This is a genomic window from Cyclobacterium xiamenense (genome assembly GCF_009467825.1).
GTDB classification, from domain to species: domain Bacteria; phylum Bacteroidota; class Bacteroidia; order Cytophagales; family Cyclobacteriaceae; genus Cyclobacterium; species Cyclobacterium xiamenense.
In genome coordinates this window covers 105,754-128,861 of sequence record NZ_WIOK01000009.1, presented here as the reverse complement: position 1 = coordinate 128,861, position 23,108 = coordinate 105,754, and the positions used below count along the sequence as shown (strand labels likewise).

At 49.7% G+C, this 23,108-nt stretch carries 24 protein-coding genes; 17 read left to right on the top strand and 7 right to left on the bottom strand.

Features of this window, described 5'->3' with window-relative positions:
* Positions 1 to 11: 11 nt before the first annotated feature.
* Positions 12 to 1,175 carry an efflux RND transporter periplasmic adaptor subunit gene (locus tag GCU44_RS09010; RefSeq protein ID WP_241684883.1) on the bottom strand — a complete coding sequence of 388 codons (1,164 nt, stop codon included), beginning with the start codon at positions 1,173 to 1,175 and terminating at the stop codon, positions 12 to 14.
* Positions 1,176 to 1,421: 246 nt separating this feature from the next.
* Positions 1,422 to 2,480, bottom strand: coding sequence for a DUF481 domain-containing protein (locus GCU44_RS09005; RefSeq protein WP_154856075.1), 1,059 nt, complete (start codon positions 2,478 to 2,480; stop codon positions 1,422 to 1,424).
* A gap of 402 nt (positions 2,481 to 2,882) precedes the next feature.
* Here GCU44_RS09005 and GCU44_RS09000 point away from each other — a divergent pair, with 402 nt between their 5' ends.
* The 12 genes from GCU44_RS09000 (at position 2,883) to GCU44_RS08945 (ending at position 14,833) form a co-directional block, all read left to right on the top strand.
* Positions 2,883 to 3,950 carry a carbohydrate-binding family 9-like protein gene (locus GCU44_RS09000; RefSeq protein WP_154856073.1) on the top strand — a complete coding sequence of 356 codons (1,068 nt, stop codon included), beginning with the start codon at positions 2,883 to 2,885 and terminating at the stop codon, positions 3,948 to 3,950.
* Between the two features lie 66 nt (positions 3,951 to 4,016).
* Positions 4,017 to 4,814 (top strand): DUF4382 domain-containing protein, encoded by a 798-nt coding sequence (locus GCU44_RS08995; protein WP_161993917.1) that lies wholly within the window; start codon positions 4,017 to 4,019, stop codon positions 4,812 to 4,814.
* A complete protein-coding gene (gene ribD, locus GCU44_RS08990) occupies positions 4,814 to 5,878 on the top strand; it encodes a bifunctional diaminohydroxyphosphoribosylaminopyrimidine deaminase/5-amino-6-(5-phosphoribosylamino)uracil reductase RibD (protein WP_241684882.1) in 1,065 nt (354 codons plus the stop codon). The genes GCU44_RS08995 and ribD overlap by 1 nt, the downstream gene beginning before the upstream one ends.
* Positions 5,871 to 6,353: a GAF domain-containing protein gene (locus GCU44_RS08985; protein WP_154856069.1), complete on the top strand. Its 483-nt coding sequence runs from the start codon at positions 5,871 to 5,873 to the stop codon at positions 6,351 to 6,353. Before ribD ends, GCU44_RS08985 begins: the two co-directional genes overlap by 8 nt.
* Before the next feature lie 19 nt (positions 6,354 to 6,372).
* Positions 6,373 to 6,972 carry a non-canonical purine NTP diphosphatase gene (locus GCU44_RS08980; protein WP_154856067.1) on the top strand — a complete coding sequence of 200 codons (600 nt, stop codon included), beginning with the start codon at positions 6,373 to 6,375 and terminating at the stop codon, positions 6,970 to 6,972.
* 19 nt (positions 6,973 to 6,991) lie between these two features.
* Positions 6,992 to 7,615 carry a uridine kinase gene (gene udk, locus GCU44_RS08975; protein WP_092171032.1) on the top strand — a complete coding sequence of 208 codons (624 nt, stop codon included), beginning with the start codon at positions 6,992 to 6,994 and terminating at the stop codon, positions 7,613 to 7,615.
* A gap of 151 nt (positions 7,616 to 7,766) precedes the next feature.
* The gene (locus GCU44_RS08970; RefSeq protein WP_154856064.1) at positions 7,767 to 8,138 is read left to right on the top strand and encodes a hypothetical protein; all 372 of its coding nucleotides are present in this window, start codon (positions 7,767 to 7,769) and stop codon (positions 8,136 to 8,138) included.
* 105 nt (positions 8,139 to 8,243) lie between these two features.
* Positions 8,244 to 11,210: a protein translocase subunit SecDF gene (gene secDF / locus GCU44_RS08965; protein ID WP_154856062.1), complete on the top strand. Its 2,967-nt coding sequence runs from the start codon at positions 8,244 to 8,246 to the stop codon at positions 11,208 to 11,210.
* Positions 11,211 to 11,388: 178 nt separating this feature from the next.
* Complete coding sequence (locus GCU44_RS08960) at positions 11,389 to 12,057, top strand: hypothetical protein (protein ID WP_154856060.1); 669 nt, start codon at positions 11,389 to 11,391, stop codon at positions 12,055 to 12,057.
* Between the two features lie 79 nt (positions 12,058 to 12,136).
* A complete protein-coding gene (metK, locus tag GCU44_RS08955) occupies positions 12,137 to 13,393 on the top strand; it encodes a methionine adenosyltransferase (RefSeq protein WP_154856058.1) in 1,257 nt (418 codons plus the stop codon).
* 103 nt (positions 13,394 to 13,496) lie between these two features.
* A complete protein-coding gene (locus tag GCU44_RS08950) occupies positions 13,497 to 14,015 on the top strand; it encodes a DUF1572 family protein (protein ID WP_154856056.1) in 519 nt (172 codons plus the stop codon).
* A gap of 59 nt (positions 14,016 to 14,074) precedes the next feature.
* Positions 14,075 to 14,833: an EcsC family protein gene (locus GCU44_RS08945; RefSeq protein ID WP_154856054.1), complete on the top strand. Its 759-nt coding sequence runs from the start codon at positions 14,075 to 14,077 to the stop codon at positions 14,831 to 14,833.
* Positions 14,834 to 14,836: 3 nt separating this feature from the next.
* Here the strand turns inward: GCU44_RS08945 and GCU44_RS08940 are convergent, their stop codons facing one another.
* Together GCU44_RS08940 and GCU44_RS08935 are read right to left on the bottom strand one after the other, a co-directional pair.
* Positions 14,837 to 15,928, bottom strand: a complete 1,092-nt coding sequence (locus tag GCU44_RS08940; protein WP_154856052.1) for a Gfo/Idh/MocA family protein — start codon at positions 15,926 to 15,928, stop codon at positions 14,837 to 14,839.
* Entirely contained in the window at positions 15,925 to 16,542 is a 618-nt protein-coding gene (locus GCU44_RS08935; protein WP_154856050.1) for a hypothetical protein, read from the bottom strand. Before GCU44_RS08935 ends, GCU44_RS08940 begins: the two co-directional genes overlap by 4 nt.
* Positions 16,543 to 16,725: 183 nt before the next feature.
* On the opposite strand from GCU44_RS08935, the gene GCU44_RS08930 reads away from it, so the two are divergent.
* Together GCU44_RS08930 and GCU44_RS08925 are read left to right on the top strand one after the other, a co-directional pair.
* Complete coding sequence (locus GCU44_RS08930; RefSeq protein ID WP_154856048.1) at positions 16,726 to 17,463, top strand: hypothetical protein; 738 nt, start codon at positions 16,726 to 16,728, stop codon at positions 17,461 to 17,463.
* A 39-nt stretch (positions 17,464 to 17,502) separates the two neighbouring features.
* A complete protein-coding gene (locus GCU44_RS08925; RefSeq protein ID WP_154856046.1) occupies positions 17,503 to 18,087 on the top strand; it encodes a YqaA family protein in 585 nt (194 codons plus the stop codon).
* A gap of 62 nt (positions 18,088 to 18,149) precedes the next feature.
* On the opposite strand, the gene GCU44_RS08920 is transcribed toward GCU44_RS08925, so the two are convergent.
* On the bottom strand, positions 18,150 to 18,344 hold the full coding sequence (locus tag GCU44_RS08920; RefSeq protein WP_154856044.1) for a hypothetical protein: 195 nt from the start codon (positions 18,342 to 18,344) through the stop codon (positions 18,150 to 18,152).
* Here GCU44_RS08920 and gap point away from each other — a divergent pair.
* A complete protein-coding gene (gene gap / locus GCU44_RS08915) occupies positions 18,343 to 19,335 on the top strand; it encodes a type I glyceraldehyde-3-phosphate dehydrogenase (RefSeq protein WP_154856042.1) in 993 nt (330 codons plus the stop codon). The genes GCU44_RS08920 and gap overlap by 2 nt on opposite strands.
* 65 nt (positions 19,336 to 19,400) lie before the next feature.
* On the opposite strand, the gene GCU44_RS08910 is transcribed toward gap, so the two are convergent.
* Both GCU44_RS08910 and GCU44_RS08905 read right to left on the bottom strand, forming a co-directional pair.
* On the bottom strand, positions 19,401 to 20,969 hold the full coding sequence (locus GCU44_RS08910; RefSeq protein WP_154856040.1) for an FG-GAP repeat domain-containing protein: 1,569 nt from the start codon (positions 20,967 to 20,969) through the stop codon (positions 19,401 to 19,403).
* A gap of 255 nt (positions 20,970 to 21,224) precedes the next feature.
* Positions 21,225 to 21,653, bottom strand: a complete 429-nt coding sequence (locus GCU44_RS08905) for a response regulator (protein WP_154856037.1) — start codon at positions 21,651 to 21,653, stop codon at positions 21,225 to 21,227.
* A gap of 223 nt (positions 21,654 to 21,876) precedes the next feature.
* Here GCU44_RS08905 and GCU44_RS08900 point away from each other — a divergent pair, with 223 nt between their 5' ends.
* Positions 21,877 to 22,146, top strand: coding sequence for a hypothetical protein (locus GCU44_RS08900; protein ID WP_154856035.1), 270 nt, complete (start codon positions 21,877 to 21,879; stop codon positions 22,144 to 22,146).
* 129 nt (positions 22,147 to 22,275) lie between these two features.
* A complete protein-coding gene (locus GCU44_RS08895) occupies positions 22,276 to 23,070 on the top strand; it encodes a 4'-phosphopantetheinyl transferase family protein (protein ID WP_154856033.1) in 795 nt (264 codons plus the stop codon).
* Positions 23,071 to 23,108 lie beyond the last annotated feature (38 nt).

The window sequence follows — 23,108 nt, the reverse complement described above, 5'->3', positions numbered from 1 at the left end:
ACGGTTTTCGCTTAAGGGGTGTGTACTACTTCGGCCAGGCCATTTTCGTCCTGTACGGGTTCGCCTGCTTCCTCATCCGAAGCCATTATTTTAGGCTGGATGGTCATCCCATTTTTGATGTTTTGAATGCCTTCAAACACCAGGCGTTCGCCGGCCTCCAATCCGGATTCCACAATATAATAATGGGAAAACCGTGCCCGCGGTACAAAACTTCTCATTTCTACCTGGTTATTGTCGTCCACCACGTACACAAAACTTCGGTCCTGAATCTCGAACACCGCTTTCTGCGGAATGATAATGGCGTTCCGTATGCGGTTTGTTAAAATAATCTTCCCGGTAGAACCGTGCTTTAAAATCTTGTTCGGATTGGGAAAGCGGGCCCGAAAGGCTATGGAACCGGTATTCGCGTTAAACTCGCCTTCCATGGTTTCGATCATCCCCTTAAACGGATAGGGAGAACCATCCGCCAACACCAACTCCACCACGTTATTCTCCGCTGTTTCGTCCTTGGACTTGATGTATTCCAGGTATTCGCGTTCCGAAACATTGAAATACACGTGAACCGAACTCACATCGGATACCGTGGTCAGCAAACTTCCCTGATCGATCAAACTCCCCGTTCGTAACGGAATCCTGTCCGTGGTGCCATCGAAAGGGGCGCGGATTTCGGTGTAGGATAGCTGCACCGCCGCATTGGCTTCTGCCGATTTGGCTTCCTCTATCTTGGCCATCACCGCATCGTACTTGGCACGCGTCAGGTTCAACTCGGACTCCGAAATCACGTTATTGTCCACCATGATTTTTAGCCGCTCCACTTCAAATTCCATCACCTTCGCCTCTGCTTTGGCGCTTTCCAAATTTGCCTTCGCTTTGGCCAGGTCCGCTTTGTATTCCTGATCGTTGGTTTTAAAGAGGATCTGACCCTTTTTTACTTCCTTGCCTTCGTCTACAAATACCCGTTCGAGAAAACCCTCCACCCGTGCTCTCAATTCCACGTTTTGTATGGCTTTGATATCTGCTACGTAATCACGGTGAAGGATCGTATCTTTTGCCACCACCTGAATCACCGGAAATTCCTTGATCGCCGCTGTACCGGTAACCGACTTTTCTTTTTCGCTACATGAAAAAATAACACTGCATGCGGATAGGAAAAAAACGATTCCGACTCCTTTCATTTTACTTCTTTTCATTACCGCTTCTCCTACTGAGTTACCTACTTGGCGCCATCGCTTTTTAGACAATTCGACCTTTTAAATCTTTCCTAATTAGTACAATTAATTTTTCAAACCAAGCAAAAAAATGTCCGAAGCCCCTATTGAATCGATTAACGGAGAATATCCCAGATGAACATCCACCCGGAATCGGGTCAGTTTTACCGTCTTTTTTCAAAAAGGAACCGGGGAACAGCCTTTCCTTCCCTCCTAAAGCTTCCAGCCGAAGGAAGTTTGAAAAACGTAATCGGACCTGCTGGCATTTTCTCTGGGTCGGTTGTCAAAATTCACCGTGAATCCCAGCCCAAAATACAGGTTCAAAGGCAGATCGTATTTGACGTCAAATGAATAGTCGATCCGCCATCGTCCGCTCTCCGTCAGGCTGGGATACGCCACGACATGGGAAATCAAGCTTAGGTCATCCAACCCATATAGGTTTAGCTCCGATCCAATAAATCCTTCTCCGCTCCTGTTTCTTGGGTTGCTTCCGGGCAGGGAAAATACTTCGTTGTTGAACGAGATACCGCCGGTAAATCCCCAATAAGTACGATTTGTTCGAACGATGTATTTTCCTAAACCTAGTTTACTTACGGTCCGAAGCTCAATCAACTGCTCTGTATTGGATAGCAAGTTTATGGCGGCCAAACCAAACCAATTCTTCTTTAGGAAATAACTGACCCGAGTATCGGCATTTAGCCGACGTATGGGCGTGGAACCCTCCTGAAAGGAACGCAGGTCATTGTAGCTTCCTGTCGCCGACCATTTTTTTGCGCGGTACCCTAGTGTACTTCGCACATTAAACTGCCGGAGGTCATTGGCACGGGTGAAATTATACGACAAACCGATGGACGCAGACAGCCGATCCAGGAATTTGGTTTTCAGGGAGTTCAGGTAAATAACTTCCTCGTAGGGAAGCGTGGCAAGGGTATCGCGGTTGCTTACCACATGCACCCTGGCCGAATCCGGACTCAGCAGGGTGCCTACAAACCGGTTTTTGTTCTTACTCATGATGATGAACTGTGTGGTCGTCTGGATGAAGGCAATCTTCTCCCACTCGATTTTGAAGTCTTCGTCGCTATAATCGGTCTCCATCTTCAAGACTCCCTTGTCCATGCTTTTGATTTCCCCGTGAAGTACGTTTCCATTCCGGAGCCCTAGCGTATCTACCTGGGCTGTAGCTTGGGAGTATAGGACCGAAACCAAGAGTAAGATTGGCAACCATACGTAGGCTGTACCTGGGCTTTTGTGTTGTGTTGAAAGTTCACTCATAAAAGCTGAAGGTTAGGTCAACAGTTTTTTTGGTCTATTTCGCCTAGAAAGTCCGGCTATGCCTGGCAACAACTCAGAAAAAACTGCTGATCGTTTTTTTGTAAGCGGATTGGCCAGATTGAGTATTGCTAGTTAAGAATAATCTACCAAAAATCGCAGCTATCTCGGGAAGAAAAGCGGGCAACTTTTAGCTAACCGCTGTTTGTTTGCCGAAAACTCCTGCCTGAGGTGGATCGAAAACCGCAGGGAGTCCTGCCAAAATGGCCGTAAACACGAAGGATTTTGCTTGCATAACGATTGAATTATTCGTCCCTGATTCATTTTTTCTCCCAACCCCACTGGATTTATTCTATTTTTGTAACCGATTCACGCTTCCACCTGCCACCAAACACCAAAATTCTTATGGAAAAAATGTTCGCTACCGCGCTTCTTATTCTGAGTACCTCGTTTGGGGAAACCCTTTCCCAGTCCCTTCCCGATCCGAAGCACTACCTGGCTTATTTTGTATCGGAACCGCTTACCATGGATGGAAAGTTGTCCGAAAATTCCTGGGAGCAAGCGCCTTGGTCTGAATTTTTTCAGGACATACAGGGCGCCGACCATCCAACACCCCGGCAGGCTACCCGGATGAAAATGCTTTGGGACAAGGAATTTCTGTACATAGGCGTACACCTGGAAGAAACCGATTTATGGGCCACGTATACCGAACGGGAATCGGTGATTTTTCAGGAAAATGACATTGAGGTTTTTATTGACCCGGACGGCGATACCCACCATTACTACGAACTGGAAATCAACGCGCTGGGCACCGTCTGGGACTTGATGCTTACCCGTCCCTACAAGGACGGCGGAAAACCAATTAACGGATGGAACATCAACGACTTTCGGCATGCCCTGCACCTGGAAGGCACGCTGAACGATCCCTCCGATACGGACGCGTATTGGTCGGTAGAAATGGCCATCCCCTGGAAAAGCCTCTCCCAGTCCGGTGGTAACTACCGGGCTCCGGAGTCTGGAAGCCAATGGAAAATAAATTTTTCGCGGGTACAGTGGCAAATTGAGCCGGATGAGACCGGATACAAAAAGAAAATCAATCCGGCTACCGGGAAATCCTTTCCGGAGGACAATTGGGTGTGGTCCCCCATGGGGCTGGTCAACATGCACCTGCCCGACCGATGGGGCATTGTGCAGTTTTCAGATATTCCTGTGGGAACAGGCACCGATACCTTCATCCCCAATCCGGACGAAAACGTAAAACGCGCCTTACGGAAGCTTTACGATGCCCAACGAAAACTGTACGCCGAGGAAAGCCGTTACGGAAGCAGCCTGGAAGCATTGCAGGTCGAAAGTGATTTACAAGAACTACATTTTGAAGTGAGCGCAACGCGATTTAAAATTTCCTCCCCCTCCCGGGTGAATGCGGCGCAGCGGTGGTACATTACCGAAGACGGCAGAATATGGAAGATGTGATGCAAAACCTTAGTTACCGGGAACCAAAACAATAAGATGGCGGTTTTAGGCGCAAAATATACCGGTATGGCTACCATCAAACGGATCGTTTACTTCAGTATGCTTATGGGATTTCTGGCCGCATGCGAGGATGCCTCGTCGGAAAACCGCTCGCTGGTAAATGTATTGCTGGTGGACGCTCCGGGGGATTTTGATCAGGTTTGGATTGAGGTGTTGGGCGTGGAGCTCTTGCCTTCCGGGGTCAGGGGCAGCGCCGAAAATGCCAACTGGATAAGCCTACCCTACCAGGCAGCAACCAATACTGTACGCATAAGTGATCTGGTCGACGACCAACGACTATTGGTCGGCCGAACAGAGCTCCAATCGGGGACGATTTCTGGTATCCGGCTTCGATTGGGCGATGAAATGTACCTGATTCGGGATGAAACCCGAACGGATCTGAGCCCAGCCCCCAACCTGGAGGCTTTGCTGGAGCTGGACGTACGCCTTGATGTAGCGCCGGGGCTTTCCTATGACCTGTACATCGATTTTGACCTGGCCCAATCCATCCGGCAGGGGCCGGGGGAAACATTTCAGCTCATACCGAAAGTCAGGGCCTTCGTTACGGAACAAACCGCCGCCATCCGGGGGACCATACAGCCGCGGGGAATCCGTCCACACGTCTTTGCGATAAACGCAACCGATACCCTGGCTACGTTGACCGGGAATACCGGGGGATTTCATTTCAAAGGCCTGTCGCCTACCGATTACCGGCTGTTTGTGGATGCACCCGCAGGCTATGCCGATACGACCCTTTTGGTGAGCACCCAAGCAGACAGCCTGGTAACCCTGCCAACCATCAACCTACGAATCGAAAACCCCTGATGCAAACGAATATTCCTCGACACGGCTCCGACCACACCACGCAGGACCTGTTCTTTATGCGCCGGGCTATGGAATTGGCCTCCCTCGGTCTGGGGCAGGTAAGCCCCAATCCCCTGGTGGGCTGTGTCATCGTGCACAAGGGGCAGGTAATTGGCGAGGGCTACCACGAGCGTTTTGGACAGGCGCATGCAGAACCCAACGCCATTGCCAGTGTAGCAAATAAGGGGCTTTTGCCTGCCTCTACCCTTTACGTAACCCTGGAGCCTTGTGCGCATCATGGCAAGACGCCCCCCTGCGCCGATTTGATCGTTCGCCAACAAATCGGTCGAGTGGTCGTAGGTGCAGTAGACAGCAACCCGCTGGTGGGAGGCAAAGGCATTGCGCGAATCGAGCAAGCCGGAATATCCGTGGTAACGGGACTTCTGGAACCGGAAATTCGCTACCAAAACCGCCGGTTTTTTACCCAAATGGAGAAAAAAAGGCCGTTTATCCTGCTCAAATGGGCACAAACCCGGGATGGCTTCATTGCCCGAACCAATTACGACAGCAAGTGGATCAGTAATCCCCTGAGCCGGCAACTCGTCCACCGCTGGCGCGCGGAAGAAAGCGCCATACTGGTGGGTACCCATACCGCACATTACGACAATCCTCGGCTAAATGTCCGTGACTGGACCGGAAAAAACCCCCTTCGACTGGTGATAGACCGAAGGTTGAGGCTATCCCAAGAATTGCACCTGTTTGACGACTCCCAGCCCACACTTATCTACAATGAGAAGCAGGCGAAGCAGGCGGGCCAAACCGAATGGGTTCGCCTGAATGAAGACTTTGGGCTGCAGCATCTACTGGACGACTTGCAGCAACGAAACATCCAAAGTCTGATGGTGGAAGGAGGCGCCGCCTTGCTGCGGGATTTTATTGGGCAGGGGCTATGGGACGAAGCACGGGTGTTTACTGGAAATACCCATTTTGGACTCGGCATACCTGCGCCCATCCTTCCCGGATTTCCAACCGAACAAATCAAACTGGATCAGGACTTGTTGCAAACCTATACCAACCATGAATGAAGCATTAAATCTGCCGCCGGCCGCCGGAAAACGCGATCGTTATCGCGCCCTGCTGCCTCAGCTGGAGGCGCTGCTGGCCGGCGAAACCGATCTGATCGCCAACCTGGCCAATACGGCTGCCGTTTTGAAAGAGGCCTTTGATTTCTTGTGGGTGGGGTTTTACCTGGTCCGAGATAATCAATTGGTATTGGGACCCTTTCAGGGGCCGATCGCCTGCACCCGCATTGACTACGGAAAAGGCGTCTGCGGAAAAGCCTGGGAAACGGAAGAGACGCAGGTGGTTCCGGACGTAGACGCCTTTCCGGGACATATTGCCTGTAGCAGTGCCTCCCGCTCCGAAATCGTGGTGCCGCTGTTTTCTTCGGAAAAAGTCGTTGGAGTACTGGATATTGACTCCGAGAATCTGGCCCAATTTGATGCCACCGACCAACAGTACCTGGAAAAAATGGTGCAGCTCATTTCCATTCCCGGCTAATCTGCCTTACTTTCATCCTATGAAAATCTGTTTTGCCACCAATAATCCCAAAAAGCTGGAGGAAGTAAAAGCTGCACTGGGAAAGGAATTTGAAATAGTATCACTGGCCGAAATTGGCTGTTCGGAAGAATTGCCGGAGACGGGCGATACCCTGGAGCACAATGCCTTTCAAAAAGCACAGTACGTGAAAACGCATTATGGGGTCGACTGTTTCGCCGATGACACCGGCCTGGAAGTAGAAGCCCTGGATGGTGCACCTGGGGTGTATTCCGGGAGGTTTGCGGGGGAACCCCGAAGTGACGAGCGGAACCTTTCGCTGCTATTGGAACGGATGCGGGACAAAACAAACCGAAAAGCGTCCTTCCGAACGGTCATTGCCTTGCTTTTGGGAAATGATTCGCATGCCTTCGAAGGGAAGGTTTCCGGTGAGATTTTGCGGAAGCGTTCCGGAGAAGCGGGTTTTGGATACGACCCTGTATTCCGGCCAGAGGGCTACAAGGAAACCTTTGCGGAACTATCCATGCAGGAAAAAAACGCCATCAGCCATCGGGGAAGGGCCGTTCGAACGTTAGCCGATTTCCTAAAAGCTGGCGCGGCGGGAAAAAATCAGTCATCCTAACAGACACGCATTCCGCTCCATGAACCATCCCTTTATTATCGGCATTACCGGAGGAAGCGCTTCGGGAAAAACCCATTTTCTGGATCGCTTGCTCCACGCCTTCGATCCGGGGCAGGTATGCCTTATCTCTCAGGACAACTACTACAAGCCCCGCAACCTGCAGCCCCTGGACGAACGCGGCATAACGAATTTTGATACGCCCCATTCCATCGATTTCGAGCAATATGCCACCGATATCCGCGCCCTACAGCAAGGCAAGCCGGTGCAGCGACAGGAATATACCTTTAACAATCCCAACAAGACGCCTCGGATGCTTACGTTTGAGCCAGCGCCGGTGGTCGTGGTAGAAGGAATCTTTGTCTTGTATTATCCGGAACTTGCCGCCCTGCTGGACCTCAAAGTCTACATCGATGCCAAGGACCACATCAAGCTTAAACGCAGGATCGTCCGGGATAAGGTAGAGCGTGGCTATGACCTGGACGACGTGCTGTACCGCTACGAACAGCACGTGATGCCTACCTATGAAAAATACATTGCGCCATTTAAGCACGATGCAGACCTGATCGTCCCCAACAACCATGGTTTTGACAAAGCGCTGGAGGTAATTCGCACTTTTCTCCAGGTAAAGATTTCCCGCTCCTAACAGCGTCTTCCCCGGGCACTGCTTGTGTCGAAAAACAGGGCAACGGGAAAAAGTAAGGTAACAGCTTGGTATACAAGCGCTTTGTGTTCAAAAATTATCGCGAGAAAGGAGCGAATATAAAAATTTCTTTCTATATTTGCGCCCCATGGCAATGAATCAAACAACGAATGGAATCGTACGGCAAAGGCTCAGCCTTTTGCTGGTACTTCTGTTTTGTACGTTTGTGTCGGTGTCGGAACTTACCGTTCAGTTGGATGCAGACAGCAGTCTGATAAATTTACAGTTCGACCTGGATGACGACGCCGCCGAAAATGATGCAGGGGAGGAGAAGACCTTTATTCACGCAGCAATCGATGCCGTGGTTCCTTTTGCATTGGTGGTTGTGGATCATGCCTATCACCTCATATACGAGGTGTCGGGTGGCGGAAACCTCCGGCTGGGTTTCGATGCCGGTAGCGGTCCCCCATTCAACCAGCTGTTTGAGATACTTTTTGAACAAATAATTTCGGTAAACGCTCCCTGAGCACCGTTCCTCCTGATTTTCCTTTCCTTTCGCCGGTAAACATTGGTTTGCTACCGGCAATACATCCCCTAGTCAACAAAAACTAACTTCATTTAACATAGAATCATGAAAAATAAAGGCATTATCGTTTTTTTAACGGTGGTCATTACCGGGTTGTGTTTGTACTACCTATCCTTTACACTGGTTTCCAACAGTGTGCAGAAAAAAGCCACTACCTATGCTACCGACGAATCGGGCAACATCGACTTTGATAAAAGACAATCCTACCTGGATTCTGTCTGGCGCGAGCCGGTCTACAGCTTTTTGGGTATCCCCTTCACCTATCAAGAAGTAAAAAATACCGAATTGGGGTTGGGTTTGGATTTGCAAGGCGGCATGCACGTGACCCTGGAAGTTTCCCCCATTGAAATCGTCAAAGGACTTTCCGGCGGAAGTAAGGATCCGGAGTTTAACCAGGCAATTTCCCTGGCCATCGAACGATCCAAAACCGTCAACGAGAGTTTTGTAAGCATCTTCTACCAGGCATGGCAAGAAGAAGCCGGAGACCGGCAATTGAACACCATTTTCGCCACTGCCGCTAACAGGGGGCGTATTTCACTGGAATCGTCGGATACCGACATCCTGAATATCATTGACGATGAAGTTGAAAACGCCATTGATCGTTCCTTTAATATCTTGCGGACACGGATTGACCGATTCGGTACCTCCCAACCCAATATCCAACGGATACAGAATACAGGCCGCATTCAGATTGAACTTCCGGGAGTAGACAATGTGGAGCGGGTTCGGAACCTGCTGCAGGGAGTCGCAAAATTACAGTTTTGGGAAGTCGCAGAAATCGATGAATTCGGCGATGCCTTGCAACAAGTGAATGCTTTTTTGGTAGAGGAGGCCCGCTCCGAGCAGCCCCAGGCTACCGCCGAAGACATGGAGGCTTTATCGGACACCACGGACCTGGAAAGTGACCTGGCTCGTCAACTGGCGGAAGGCGCTTCGGATCAGGATTCCCTGGGCATGGATGTATCGCCCATTTTCTCCCTGCTCAAGGCCAATTATGGGTTGGTTTACGAATTGCGCGATACCATCGCCATCAATCGGATATTAAAAAGAGATGACGTTCAGTCCCTTCTTCCTCGGGATATTCGGTTTATGTGGTCAGTCAAGCCTCAGGTACAGGAGGGTATGGAACTGTTGGAACTGCATGCGATCAAAGCCCCTCGGGGAACCGATCAGGCTCCCCTGGAAGGAGACGTAATTACCGATGCCCGACAGTCTCTGGATCAAACCTCACGGCCTGCCGTCAGCATGCAGATGAACGCAGAAGGAGCACGAAACTGGAGGCGCCTCACCGCGGAAAATATTGGTAACCGAATCGCCGTCGTATTGGATAATTACGTATATACCGCACCGACCGTACAAGGAGAAATCCCTTCCGGCCAATCGGAAATCACCGGAAACTTTACGATGGAGGAAGCCAAAGACCTGGCCAATATCCTTAAATCAGGAACCCTGCCTGCCCCTACGAATATTGTAGAAGAGGCCATTGTAGGTCCCACGCTAGGCATTGAGGCCCGAAACCAGGGGATCAATTCGATGATCGCCGGTTTGGTACTGGTGGTTTTGTTCATGGTCGCCTATTATTCCAAAGGAGGATTTGTCGCCATTGCAGCCCTGCTGTTCAATATTTTCTTTATCCTGGGAATTCTGGCGCAGCTGGGGGCTGCCCTTACCCTACCCGGAATCGCCGGTATCGTACTGACAATCGGTATGTCCATTGATGCAAACGTCCTGATCTTTGAGCGTATAAAGGAGGAATTGCGCAACGGAGCGGGTATCCTTCAGGCGATTAGCAGCGGGTACGACAAAGCGTTTAGTGCCATTCTTGACTCCAACGTTACCACCTTTCTGACAGGAGCGATATTGTATGCATTGGGGCAGGGACCGGTAAAAGGTTTTGCCATTGTATTGATGATTGGTATTGCGTCTTCCTTTTTCTCGGCCGTATTTATTACCCGGGTCATTGTCCACTGGATGAGCAAAAAAGGCGACAAAAGTACCATTTCCTTTGCCACGCCTTTCGCGCGCAATCTGCTTTCCGATCTGTCCATAGATTTTCTGGGCAAGCGAAAAATTGCATACTTGATTTCCACCTCCATCATCGTGGTCGGAATGGTCCTGGCACTCACCACTGGCTTGAAATTCGGTGTGGACTTTACCGGCGGTAGGTATTACATCGTAGAATTCAACGAACCCATCCCCGCCTCTGAGTTGAAAGTTGGGCTGGATAATGAATTTGATGGAGCCGTTGAGGTAAAAACCTACGGTGCCAACAACATCTTAAAAGTCACCACTTCTTATTTGGTAAACGAGGATAACGAGGAGGCAAACCGCGAAGTAGAGACAAAAATTCGTGAGGGAATAGCCACGGTCACCGGGTTTAGTTTCATTGAGGATGCCAACCAAATGACTGAGGGGGCCTTTGCGATCACGGGATCCAACAAGGTGGGCGCGACGGTCGCCGACGACATTAAAAACTCCTCCCTGGAGGCGATGTTTTTCTCTTTGGTCGCAATTTTCCTTTACATCTTACTTCGATTCCGTAAATGGCAGTTCTCTCTGGCTTCCATTATTGCGTTGATACACGATACCTTCTTTGTGATCGCCGCATTTGCCATAGCCAGTACTTTTGGAGCTACCTTTGAGATCGACCAGGTATTCATTGCTGCCGTTCTTACTGTCATCGGTTATTCCATCAACGATACGGTGATTGTCTTTGACCGAATCCGGGAAAATATTACCAACCGGGGCACAGGAAAATTGGTGCAGATGTTTAACGACGCCATCAACCAAACCCTGGCGCGAACCATCATTACCTCTGCCACTACGCTGATCGTGGTGCTGGTGTTATTGATCTTCGGCGGTGAGGTGTTGCGAGGCTTCTCCTTTGCGTTGCTGATTGGGGTGTTGGTTGGTACCTATTCCTCCATCTACATTGCTACTCCGGTAGTAGTGGATTTGATGAAGCGCGAAATAGCCAGTGAAGCCAGCACCCCGCCAAAAAAAGTAGCCTAAGTCGAATCCCTTTTTCTGCATCTTCTGATTCAGGAAAATGATCGTACTTCAATTAGAAGAGCCGGTTCATCGAGAACCGGCTCTTTTTTTTGTACAAAATGCAAAAAAAATACCCCAAACCGGGTATTGACCGAAGTTGTTTGTTTGAATAACTTGCAGCCAATAAATCTACTCTTGTATGCTCGTTTCTTTTTATTGCGTCGCACTGCTGGTAGGAATTGTGTCTTCAGGAACCTATCTCGCTTTTGGAAATAACCTGAAAGAATACAAACGAACCACAAGCCTGGTTTTACTGATTTTGATTACCGGCCTCCTTTCCGAATCCATTTGGAAGTATAGCGGCAGCAGCGATTCCTTTCTATTGTTTAATGCCCTCTACGTGTACCTGAGGCCAACACTCATGCTACTGCTTTTTAGCCAATTGCCGTACTCGTGTCATCTTCAGAAGAGAGTATTGCCCACATTACTTGTCTTCCTGCTGTTAGTCGTACCGATCAGTGTTTTTTTTCAATCGCCTTTCACGGGCATACAGTCCTATGCGTACTTGCTTGGCCACGGAATGGTGCTGTTTTATAGCATTATTTTTTTCAAAGACCTGCTCCAGCAGAGCCGCTACAAGGACGTGAATCTCCTGTCACTGCCTTACTTTTGGATGGCCTCCCTGGTTCTTTTTTCTTTTGGAGAGAGTTATATTTTTTTTATTTTAACCTATTACATTCCCTCGTTTGGGAGCTATGGAATGGGTCAGGTATTTCAATGGGTGCAGTTTTTTGGCGCTATTATGTACCTCACGCTGGGGCTTTCGTTCTACGCCCCGTTGATTTTTAACAGACGTTACAGCTATTAAAGGGAAGGCAGGTGAAAATATAGTTTTTAATTTTAGCTGTAAGCTGTAAATTTACCTGCTCATTTTAAAAACGCATTGTATGTCCTATTTATTTACTTCGGAGTCCGTATCCGAAGGACACCCTGATAAAATTTCCGATCAGATTTCAGATGCCATTATCGATCATTTTTTGGCTTTTGACCCCAACTCCAAAGTAGCTTGTGAGACCCTGGTAACCACCGGTCAGGTGGTCCTGGCAGGAGAGGTCAAATCCAACACGTATCTGGATGTTCAAAAAATTGCCAGGGACGTGATCAATAGGATCGGCTATACCAAGAGTGAATACATGTTTGACGGCAGTTCCTGCGGGGTATTGTCCGCCATCCACGAGCAATCGCCCGACATCAATCAAGGGGTAGATCGAAGCGACCCCGAAGAGCAGGGCGCCGGCGATCAGGGCATGATGTTTGGCTATGCCACCAACGAGACCGATAATTACATCCCCCTGGGGCTGGACCTGTCCCACCGTTTGCTTCGGGAATTGGCAGTCCTTCGTCGGGAAAACGACCAAATCAAGTATCTTAGACCCGATTCCAAAGCACAGGTAACCATTCAATATGGTGACGACCATACGCCGGAAAAAATCAATACCATCGTGGTTTCCACCCAACACGACGATTTTGCTGACGAAGCTGCCATGCTCCGAAAAATCAAGAAAGACATTATCGAAATTTTGATTCCACGGGTAAAGGCCCAATTGCCCCCCTCGCTACAGCAGCTATTTACCGATGATATCATCTACCACATTAATCCCACGGGAAAATTTGTGATTGGCGGTCCACATGGAGATACGGGACTTACCGGGAGAAAAATTATCGTCGACACCTACGGCGGCAAAGGCGCGCACGGTGGTGGTGCATTTTCCGGAAAAGATCCTTCTAAAGTAGACCGGTCCGCTGCGTATGCGACCCGACATATTGCCAAAAATCTGGTGGCTGCAGGCGTTGCAGACGAAGTACTGGTGCAGGTTTCCTACGCCATCGGCGTGGCCAAACCCATGGGCCTCTTTGTCAACACCTATGGCACTTCCAAGGTGAGCTTATTGGACGGAGAGATCGCAAAGCGAGTAGAGGCCTTGTTTGACATGCGGCCTTTTGCCATTGAAAACCGACTCAAACTGCGCAACCCGATCTACGAGGAAACGGCCGCATATGGACACATGGGTAGAGAAAGCGAAGTGGTGACCAAAACCTTCTTTTCCCCGGACAAAGCCTCCATCACCCTGGACGTGGAATTGTTTACCTGGGAAAAGCTGGATCAGGTAGCTGCCATCAAACAGGCGTTTGGATTGCGCTAACCTATTCTTCAGAGCTGCCGCCGGGCAGCTTTTTTTTATGCCTTAATTCAGGTATCTTAGTCAATAAACCAGCGGCTCCCTAAGCCGTCAAATCTAGAAAGACATGAACCCTACCACAAACTACCTCGAAAGCAGCCTTCACCTCTTTCGGTCTTACAAAAGCCTGGGCGAAAAAGCCATGGAACAGGTTCCGGAGGAGAAACTCTTCTGGCAATTCAATCCCGACAGCAACAGCATCGCAACAATCGTCAAACACATGGCGGGCAACATGCATTCCCGTTGGACGGTTTTCCTGCATTCCGATGGAGAGAAACCCTGGAGAAAACGAGACGCAGAGTTTGAAAACGACATCCGCAGCAGAAAGGAAATGATGCAGGTATGGGAAGCCGGCTGGAAGGTGTTGTTCGATGCTCTTGAACCCATAACACCGGAAGATTTTGACAAAACCATCTTCATTCGAAAAGAGCCGCACAGCCTTATCGACGCCATCAACCGGCAATTGACCCATTATGCCTCCCATGTGGGCCAGTTGATCTATTTGGGTAAAATGCTTTGTGCCGGTACCTGGAAAAGCCTAAGCATCCCCAAAGGACAGTCGGAAACATACGACCCGAAGCCGTAAGAAAGCCAAACCTGGGCTACGAAAAAATAGTACCAATCAAAAAACAAACGCTGACGGCCATGCCCGAGCCCGGAAATCTTGCCGAAGCCCTGTACGAAAAACTCGCCCGGGAGGAACTTCGCATTTGGTTGCAACAAACCAAAAAAAAACCCTCCCTGGTAAACCGCTTTACCAGTGGCACGCAACGGTCTATCAATAACCTAATCCCGGAAAAAATCCATCAGGCAATCACCTTCGCCATTGAGAAAATCGTAAAAGGTGTGTTGATTGGCAACGAATTCGTGAGACCAAAACCCTACCTCGTGGAATTGCTACGCCTGAAGGAATACAAAGCCAGACAAGCCATTCGTTTGTACAAGCGAACAGCCTCCGTGGAAGGAGCCATTACTGGGGCAGGCGGAATCTTGATGGGATTTGCTGATCTCCCAGCCTTCCTGGCCATCAAAATGAAAATGCTCTTTGATCTAGCGGCGGCCTATGGCCACGACGTGCGGGATTTTAAAGAGCGCGTCTTTATACTGACCATCTTCAAACTCACCTTTTCCAGCCAAAAAACCAGAAACACAACGGTTTTACTGTTGGAAAACTGGACGGAAACAGCCGAAAAACTGCCGGATAATTTTGACGGATTCGACTGGCGTAGCTTCCAATTGGAATACCGGGATTACATGGATCTGGCCAAACTGGCCCAACTAATCCCGGTAATTGGAGCCGGCGTGGGCGCAGTGGCCAATTTCAAACTTACCGAACAACTGGGGAAAACCGCCATCCAAGCCTACCGCTTGCGCTATTTTGCAGAAAAGAGCCCCGCTAGCTGACCCCTATTTCAAATAGATCCGCTGCCCTTTTGCTGCACTTTCCTTTGCGGCTTCGAGGATTTCTACCACTACCAGGTTATTCTCCAGAGAGGACAAATCAGTGGGTTTTACTTCCACCTTGCCCCGAACTACCGCTGCCAGGTAGGAAAATGGGTCGTCAAAAGGATAGGGCCTTTCCGGTAGCTGGCGAATCGACTCAGAACGCTCTCCAGCTGTTCTGCTTACCAGCTGTGTGTTGTTTTTTGCCAGGAAATAGCCCGTTTTTCCGTACACCTCCATGTCCTTTCTGCTGAAGGGCCAGTTCCAGGAGGCCTGAATGACTCCCTGGGTCTCGGGATATTCCAGTAAAATCGTGGCCTCGTCATCGACTTTTGGGTAGATATCCGGCTTTATCTGTTTCAACTCCGCAGTCACCGACAAAGGTTTCTGCCCGTTCATAAGCCAGGTCATCAGATTCGCTCCGTAGCAGCCGAAATCGATGACTGCGCCGCCTCCATTCAGCACCGGATCGGTTAGCCAATCCAGAAACTCCTGATTCACGCCTATTTCCATGGGGCCTTCGTGGCCGTCGTTGATGACCACCCGCCTCAAAGGACCGATGACAGCCGGATCGGAAACCTGCTTCTTAACTTCGTGATTGCTGGCATACCAGGTAGTCTCGTAGTTGGTCAGCAGGTGAATGCCGTGTTTCCTGGCCAGTGCAGCCATTTCGCGGGCATGGGCATTACTCACAGCGAGTGGTTTTTCTACCATCACGTGAATTCCCCGAGGCGCACAGGCCTGCACTACTTCCAGGTGTTCGTAAATGGAGCCGAAAGCCGTCACGGCTTCCGGGCTGACCGCTGAAAAAAGGGCTTCCATGCTTGGATAAACCAAATCCATGGACAAGCCGTGCCTGGCAGTAAACCTGCGGGCAAGGTCTTCGTTCGACTCAACTATGCCGACAATCTCCACGTCTCCGATGTCCTCCCGGCCCAAAATCCAGTGTACATGCGAATGAGTAAGTCCCACCACGGCGATTTTTACCGGCGATTGCGCCAAAACCGAATGGAATCCGGCGAGGATGCCAACTAGTATGCTAAAAAGAATTTTCATGGTTCTTTGTTAAGTAAGGGTTTACGTATCTTTTGAAAAAAAGTCTGGGAATCCTTTCTTCTTTTTTCCCGGGCTTTTTGCCTCCTTTTTTTATTCTGGCGAGAACTATTTACGACTACGGATCGGAGGGATATCCCTACCTGTCCAACGTACCAGGGCTGTCTTCCAACCAGGTTCAGATTTGGCTTATAATCTACGGAAAAGGTAATCCCCATCAAAGTCATTTCTACGCCAGCGATGAAATCCAAGCCCAGGCTCGGGTTCCCGTAAGTAGCAATCAGTTGCCTTGTTTCGGGAACGCGCTCCCGGCTTTCCCCGATACCCAGGGATATCCCTCCACCGTAATAATAGTTGAATCGCCTTGAAAGCAGGGGTCGGTGCTTTTGGACAACGGCATGCACGGTCGTATTTACATCCAAGTCGGACTGAAGTATTGCTTCGACCGTGAGACCTTTGGCAATGAGCTGTTGCAGACTGAGTCCAAGTGTGCGGTAAGAATTGTTGTTGCCAAAACGCAAGCCGAGGGCGGTACCATAGGACTGTCCGAAGGAAATACCCGGGAAGGTCCCTTCGATCAGCAGCAGGAAAAGGGCTATGAATACTGTCTTTTGCATAGGGAATCAAACTGGTTGACGCACCCCTCAAAAAACCAGCCAACTACCCAAATAGAAGCAATCAATTTGGTGCCTCTTGTATGGAAAATGCCCTGGGTAACCTATTCGGGATTTAAACGACCGTTGTCTTGTGAAACACAAATTAATAAGTAAATTTAACCTGTCTACAAATGCCAACAAACCATGAAATTAATCCTATTGATCGCAGTACTGGCCTGTTATTCCCAACTGCAAGCGCAAAACCTGGAAGGCGCCTGGAAACTTACCCATCAAAACGGGGAAGCAATTACCGACAGGGAGTATATCAAAATTTACCAGGACGGGTATTTTGCATTCGGAGCCAAGGAAATCGCTGGCAATAAGTTTCTGTATGCGGGCGGAGGGCCATTTGATTTGGATCAAACTACGTATACGGAGCAGCTGGATTTCCTGACCCTGGATCCCGAACAGGTTGGTACTACCAATCGGTATACGCTTGATTTCGCCAACAACCGCATGGTCATTTCCACGAGAATAAAAGGGGAAGACCTGATTGAAATCTGGGAAAAGGTATCCGCTGACAAGGACGATCTTACCCGAAATTGGGTGATTACCGGCAGAAAACGGGATGGAAAACTATCCGAAATGACTCCCGGAGCCCGACGAACCGTAAAAATCCTGAGCGGTGGCCGTTTTCAGTGGATTGCCTTTAATTCGGAAACGAAGGAATTTAGCGGAACCGGTGGAGGTACCTATGAGGCAAGGGATGGTAAGTACACCGAAACGATCACTTTTTTTTCCAGAGACGACAGCCGGGTAGGGGCGGAACTTAATTTTGACTACGAGATCATCGATGGCAAATGGCACCACAGTGGCTTGAGCAGCACCGGAAATCCCATTTACGAAGTCTGGTCTCCCTATGAGGAGGCCTACCGCCCGTAAAATTGACAGTTCCCATATTCCATCGTTTTTTTTCCACGTATGGCTACTAGAAAAACCCGGGAAAGGGCAAAATTTTTGCTGCTAAACTTGCTAAAAAGCTTTTTTTACCTGGCACTGTTGGTGGGTCTTTTTCTACTATTTCGGCATTTCAGCACGGAAGAGCAGCGCTATGCCTGGTTTGGAAGCATTTACGACAATACCGTCCTGGTCATGGGGATGTTCGTTTTGTCCGAGATTCTCTTCGGCATCATTCCTCCGGAGGTCTTTATGCTCTGGTCGCTGGAAACGGCGAGTATCGGTCCCTATTTCCTGAGTATTGGCATCCTGTCCGTGATTTCCTACGGCGCGGGTTTTCTAAACTTTACTCTCGGGAGGTGGGTGCGGGACAAAGACTGGATCAGCCGCACACGATTTCCCCGCTTGCGAAGGTACATGCGCCTGTTTGAAAAATATGGCGGCTATTTGGTAGTCGTCGCCTCCATTACGCCCTTGCCCTTCTCTGCGATTTCCCTGCTGTCCGGCGTGGGCGGATTGCACCCGAGAACCTACCTTTTGCTTAGCCTATTCCGGATTCTTCGGTACTTTGTGTATGCATCGATCTTAACGGGTATAGCGGGTTTGTAACCCGCTGTGCACTTCCCCTGGATACTGATGGCGGTTCGGAATAAACAAGCAGCTCGGGGTGTTTAAGGCGCTTTGCTTTTGGAGGGGTACCCGTTTCCTACCCCTGAAAAAAGCGTCTCTTGCCTCTCTTGCAGCCGAAGAAATGCCCCGCCCATCAATGCATATCCCCCGAAAATGAACCCATTTTTTGCCGATTTAATCAGGATTGGGGCGGGTTTTTGAAATTCTTTCTTAATTTCGGCGGATAGTTTACTCATGAAGAAAAAAAGAATTGCTATCAACGGCTGTGGAAGGATCGGCCGCCTCACCATTAAACTGATCCTGGATAGACCTGACCTCGATTTGGTGGCCGTAAATGACCTCACCGATCCAAAGACGCTGGTCCATTTGCTGCAGTACGACTCCGTACACGGCAAATACCCGCATCGATTGGTCGAAAAAGACGGCAACATTCAGGTTGGGGACAAGATCATCCGGATCTTTGCCGAGAAAGACCCCCAATACATCCCCTGGGGAGCACTGGACATCGACGTGGTTTTGGAAGCAACCGGTAAATTTACCAGTCTGGAGGGTGCCGCATTGCACCTAAAGGCAGGGGCCAGAAAAGTCATCATCACCGCTCCGTCTAAAAGTCCGGAAGTGCCCATGGTGGTACTGGGGGTGAACGAAGACATCCTGAAAGGGGACGAGACCATCGTTTCCAACGCTTCCTGCACCACCAACTGCCTGGCTCCCATGGTGAAAGTACTGGATAAGGCCTTTGGAATTGTCAAGGGCTATGTGTCTACGGTACACTCCTACACCAACGACCAAAACCTCCACGACGCTCCGCACCGGGACCTGCGTAGGGCCAGAGCCGCTGCCTACTCCATCATTCCTACCACTACCCATGCCGCACGGGCAATGGAGGTGGTCTTACCGGAATTGCGCGGGAAAATCGAGGCTTCCGCGATGCGTGTACCCGTACCCGATGGCTCGCTTACCGACCTGATCGTGTTGTTGGAAAAAGAAGTCGACGCCTCCACCATCAACCGGGCATTTTACGAAGCGTCCCAAACCGATTTTAAGGGCATCATCGAGTACTCCGAAGATCCCCTGGTATCAATAGACATCGTAGGCAATCCCCATTCCTGCATTCTGGACGCCGGACTCACCTCCTCTATGGGAAACCTGGTCAAAGTAGTCGGTTGGTACGACAACGAATCCGGCTACTCCAATCGGCTGGTAGAACTGGTAACCAAGCTTTAAGGTAGCATTCATCCCGACGAAGGGGCTATTCGGGAAATCCATGGTATCCGTACCACTTCCCCTTGCTATTGCAGTGTATTTTCCAACCACAGAAAGGGAAGGTCTCCATCCACCCACTGTTGGAAATAGCGGGTATAATCGGTACCAAACACCATGGATCCCAATAAAATGTCCAAATCTCCGTCTCCATCCATGTCCCCTACATCCATTGCCATCCAACGACCCCCAGTGGATCCGGCAAACGTGCTGGCTTCAAAGCGTCCCTCCCCTTTGTTTTCCAGGTAGACAAAACCCTCCTCCGGAGCATTTTCAAAATCGGGAAAGAACGAAATTGCGGCAATGTCCAGGTCTCCATCCCCATCAAAATCAGCCGGAACCGCTTTGTATGCACCGGGCAACGGATAAAAGAAATCCTCCGCAAACCGGTTGCGGCCATCGTTGAGGAATACGCGAATGCCGTGGTAGGGTTTGGTAATTGGGTCGTAATCTGCGTTGTCTCCGGCCGTGTACACGATGTCCGGATGCCCGTCGGCATTAAAATCGACCAGGTCAAAAAAACTGGAGCCATAGCTGGGCGGAAACCGTAAAACCGGCTCCTCCACAAACGCTCCTCCCCCTTGGTTATGATAAATAAAAATACCCTCGTCTCCCTGTCCAAAAAGTGCGATGATATCTTTTTTCCCGTTACCGTTCAGGTCCCGGATATACGCCTTGGTGGCGCCCGGTTTGTTACGCAGGGGAAACTTTTGAAAGCGCCCATTGGGATTCTGCTTCCACCAACTAAGGCCACCTGTCTGCTTGCCGTATTCACAGATAAGCAAATCGTCCAGCCCATCTCCATCCAGGTCTCCCCGATCCAGGTGGACAGGGCGTTGCAGGTTTTGAACCAGAATGGGGGTCGGCTGACCGGGTGCATCTGGAAGCTGCATGACAAAACCCAGGTCCATGTCCGTCGGATTAAAGGTACCGATTACCAGCGCCAGACTCCCTTTCTCGTCGGTGTGGATCCAGACCGTTCCCTCCGGACTGCGTGCTGTTTTGATGACCTGAAAATCGGCATCCATAATGGACAAGCTGGACCTACCGGCATCGCTAATAAAAAAACGGTCTGGGGAATCGATTTTCACCATGAGGGTCATGGCGTTTTTTGTTTTGCTACCTGGTTTTTTCAGCCGAAAATGGGGAAGGCCCTTGCGGATGGGTTCTCTTTTTTCCAGGGTTAATTGCTCCGGAGCCTGTTCCAGGTAATACCTGCTGATCTTCCCGAAAATAAGAGAATCGATAATCGGCGTTTTGGGAAACACCTGTTGTTGCTCAACGATTTGTCCAGCCCTTCCTCCTTCCAAAAGCCAGTCCCGAATGGTATCATTGGCGTAAATCCCATAATAATGCCCCATTCTTGGAAGGATGGTTTCCCAGGTCGCCCGGTCCAGCAATCCTGGATCTGGCAACAAATGGCAGCCCGTACAGTAGCTGCGGGCCAGGGTACTTGCTGGCTGCTCCAAAAGAGCGGAACGGTTTTTTTCCTGCGATTCACGATTCGCTGGCTTTTCCGCCGTTTTTTTTGTGTCGGTTTGGCATCCATCAAATACAAGTAGGAGCACGAGAAGAATCCACTGATAGCGTTTTTTCATGAGCAAAGGAATTAGCGACCGCTTTTTTCGGGGCTTCACTGTGCTTCGACAAGCCGGGTTGCAGCCGGTAAATCTGCGAATACCAACGAAGCTTCGCTGGCACGAATATACGTGATCCCTGGATAGCATCGCCCGGATTTTCGTGATTTTAGCTGGTGGGAAAGCCACAAGGTACTGCCGATAGTCAGCGGGAGAACTAAAGGTTAATAACGAACTACTATCCCGGCACTGCTTGCTTCCTGGGAAAAACTCCTATCAGCCAAATTTGCCAGGCCTTAAGCGATCCCCTAATTGAAACTGTATGCTTCCATACAGGGTCGTAGTATCCAGGGGTTTGAGTAGAAATTCGTCGATCCCCAAATGCAAACATTTTGCTTTGGCTCCCTCCGAAAGATCCGCAGAGATCGCGATTATGGGAATATTCTGATTGGAGATCCCAACCTGACCCGAGCGAATGGCCCTGGCTGTCTCGAAGCCATCCAATACCGGCATCTGCAAATCCATCAATATCAAGTCATATCCGGTAGTCGCTACCCGTTTTAGGGCAGCCGCCCCGTCTGCCGCCAACTCAAAAAGCGTGTTTTTCCAGGAAGTTAACGTTATTTTTAAAAGTAGCCGAACCACGGGGTCATCGTCTACGATCAATAGTTTTTTTCCCCCCAGGTCAAAAATTCGTTTTTCCATTCGTCTCACGTTAAATAACGATTAAAAAGATTAATCAATACATCAGCTCAATGCCGGTTTGAAAATAATTAATCCCAAATTATATTCCAAAATAATGACACAGAATACAGAATTAACGTAAGAAACTTCGTTTTTTTGTGCGCGTCTTTTAGCAACTACCAATTTAGAGGCCATTTCTGCTGTTCCAAATCCCCACCGGAATCGGTCCAGAATCTCTGGGGTTGTGAAGAAATCGGTGGGCCGATTGACGGGCAAAACTGTTGGTAGAAATGGCCAGAATGTAGCCGTTGTTTGTACCAATAGCGGAAGCGGAAGTCAGCCCGGCACTGGCATGCAGCAAACGTTCGCCTCCCGGATGATGCGATCCCAGGACTTTACCGGCGTGTTTGTGGTCGATGTAAAGGTTTTTCCTGATTTGGGGTTTTCCTTTATCGCCACACAGGTTAGCTGTTCCCCAACCGAAGAATTCGAAAACGAAATCCTGAGTACGTAGTTGCCCGTATCCTGGCAGTTGCTCTTTACCGACAGTGGAAGTAGCCCCGACAGGGACGGAGATGGGGTTCCCGGTGAACTAGACTGCGCTCCGAATGATCCCACCAGGAGGTAGCTACATAAAAAAAAATTGGCTATATTTCCAGAAATCCTACTACAACGATCCGTTTACGTGGTGCAAATCAAGGTTTTTTGTGAAGAAATACCTCCTCCGGACTGGAAGGAGAAAAAGCATTCCAAAAACGGTATTTTCCTGGATATATGGCGTATTCCGCTTTCCTTATCCAAGCAATCCTTTGAAACGATTAACGGATTCTTGTCCGATGAAGAACGCGCACAGGCGCACCGATTTGCGCAAAAAGCGGATCGAAACCGGTACATCCTGGGTAGGGGATTTCTCAGGAAACTATTACAGGTCTATCTGAATGAAGACAATGGTTCTCTACGATTTGGCAAAAACAGGTACAACAAACCCTTTCTGCTCCGTAGGGATGAATTTCACTTCAACAGTAGCCATGGGGGCGACTGGGTTGTCATTGCCCTTTCCGGGAACGAGGTAGGAATTGACATCGAGCGGATCGATCCGCGGTTTACGTTTGAGGAACTGCTTCCCACCTTTTTTTCCGAAAGCGAGATTGCGTACATCAGGCAATCCCCCAGGCCGATCGAATCCTTTTATACCATCTGGACCCGCAAAGAGGCCTTGCTGAAAGGCATTGGGCTGGGGATTACGGATCACTTGAACGAATACACCTTACTTAGCGGAAGTCAGGAGATGCTGCTGCCCTCACTAAGCCCAAACCGGGAGTGGCAGGTGAGAAGCTTTTCCATGGATCCGACCTATCGCCTGAGTCTGGCCTTCCCGCAACGGAACCTTCAGCTACGGTTTTTTCATTGGGATTGCCTGTTCCCCGACAACGGTTAGAAAGAAAAATTCACCCGCTGCCAGCCGCAGAATGACTG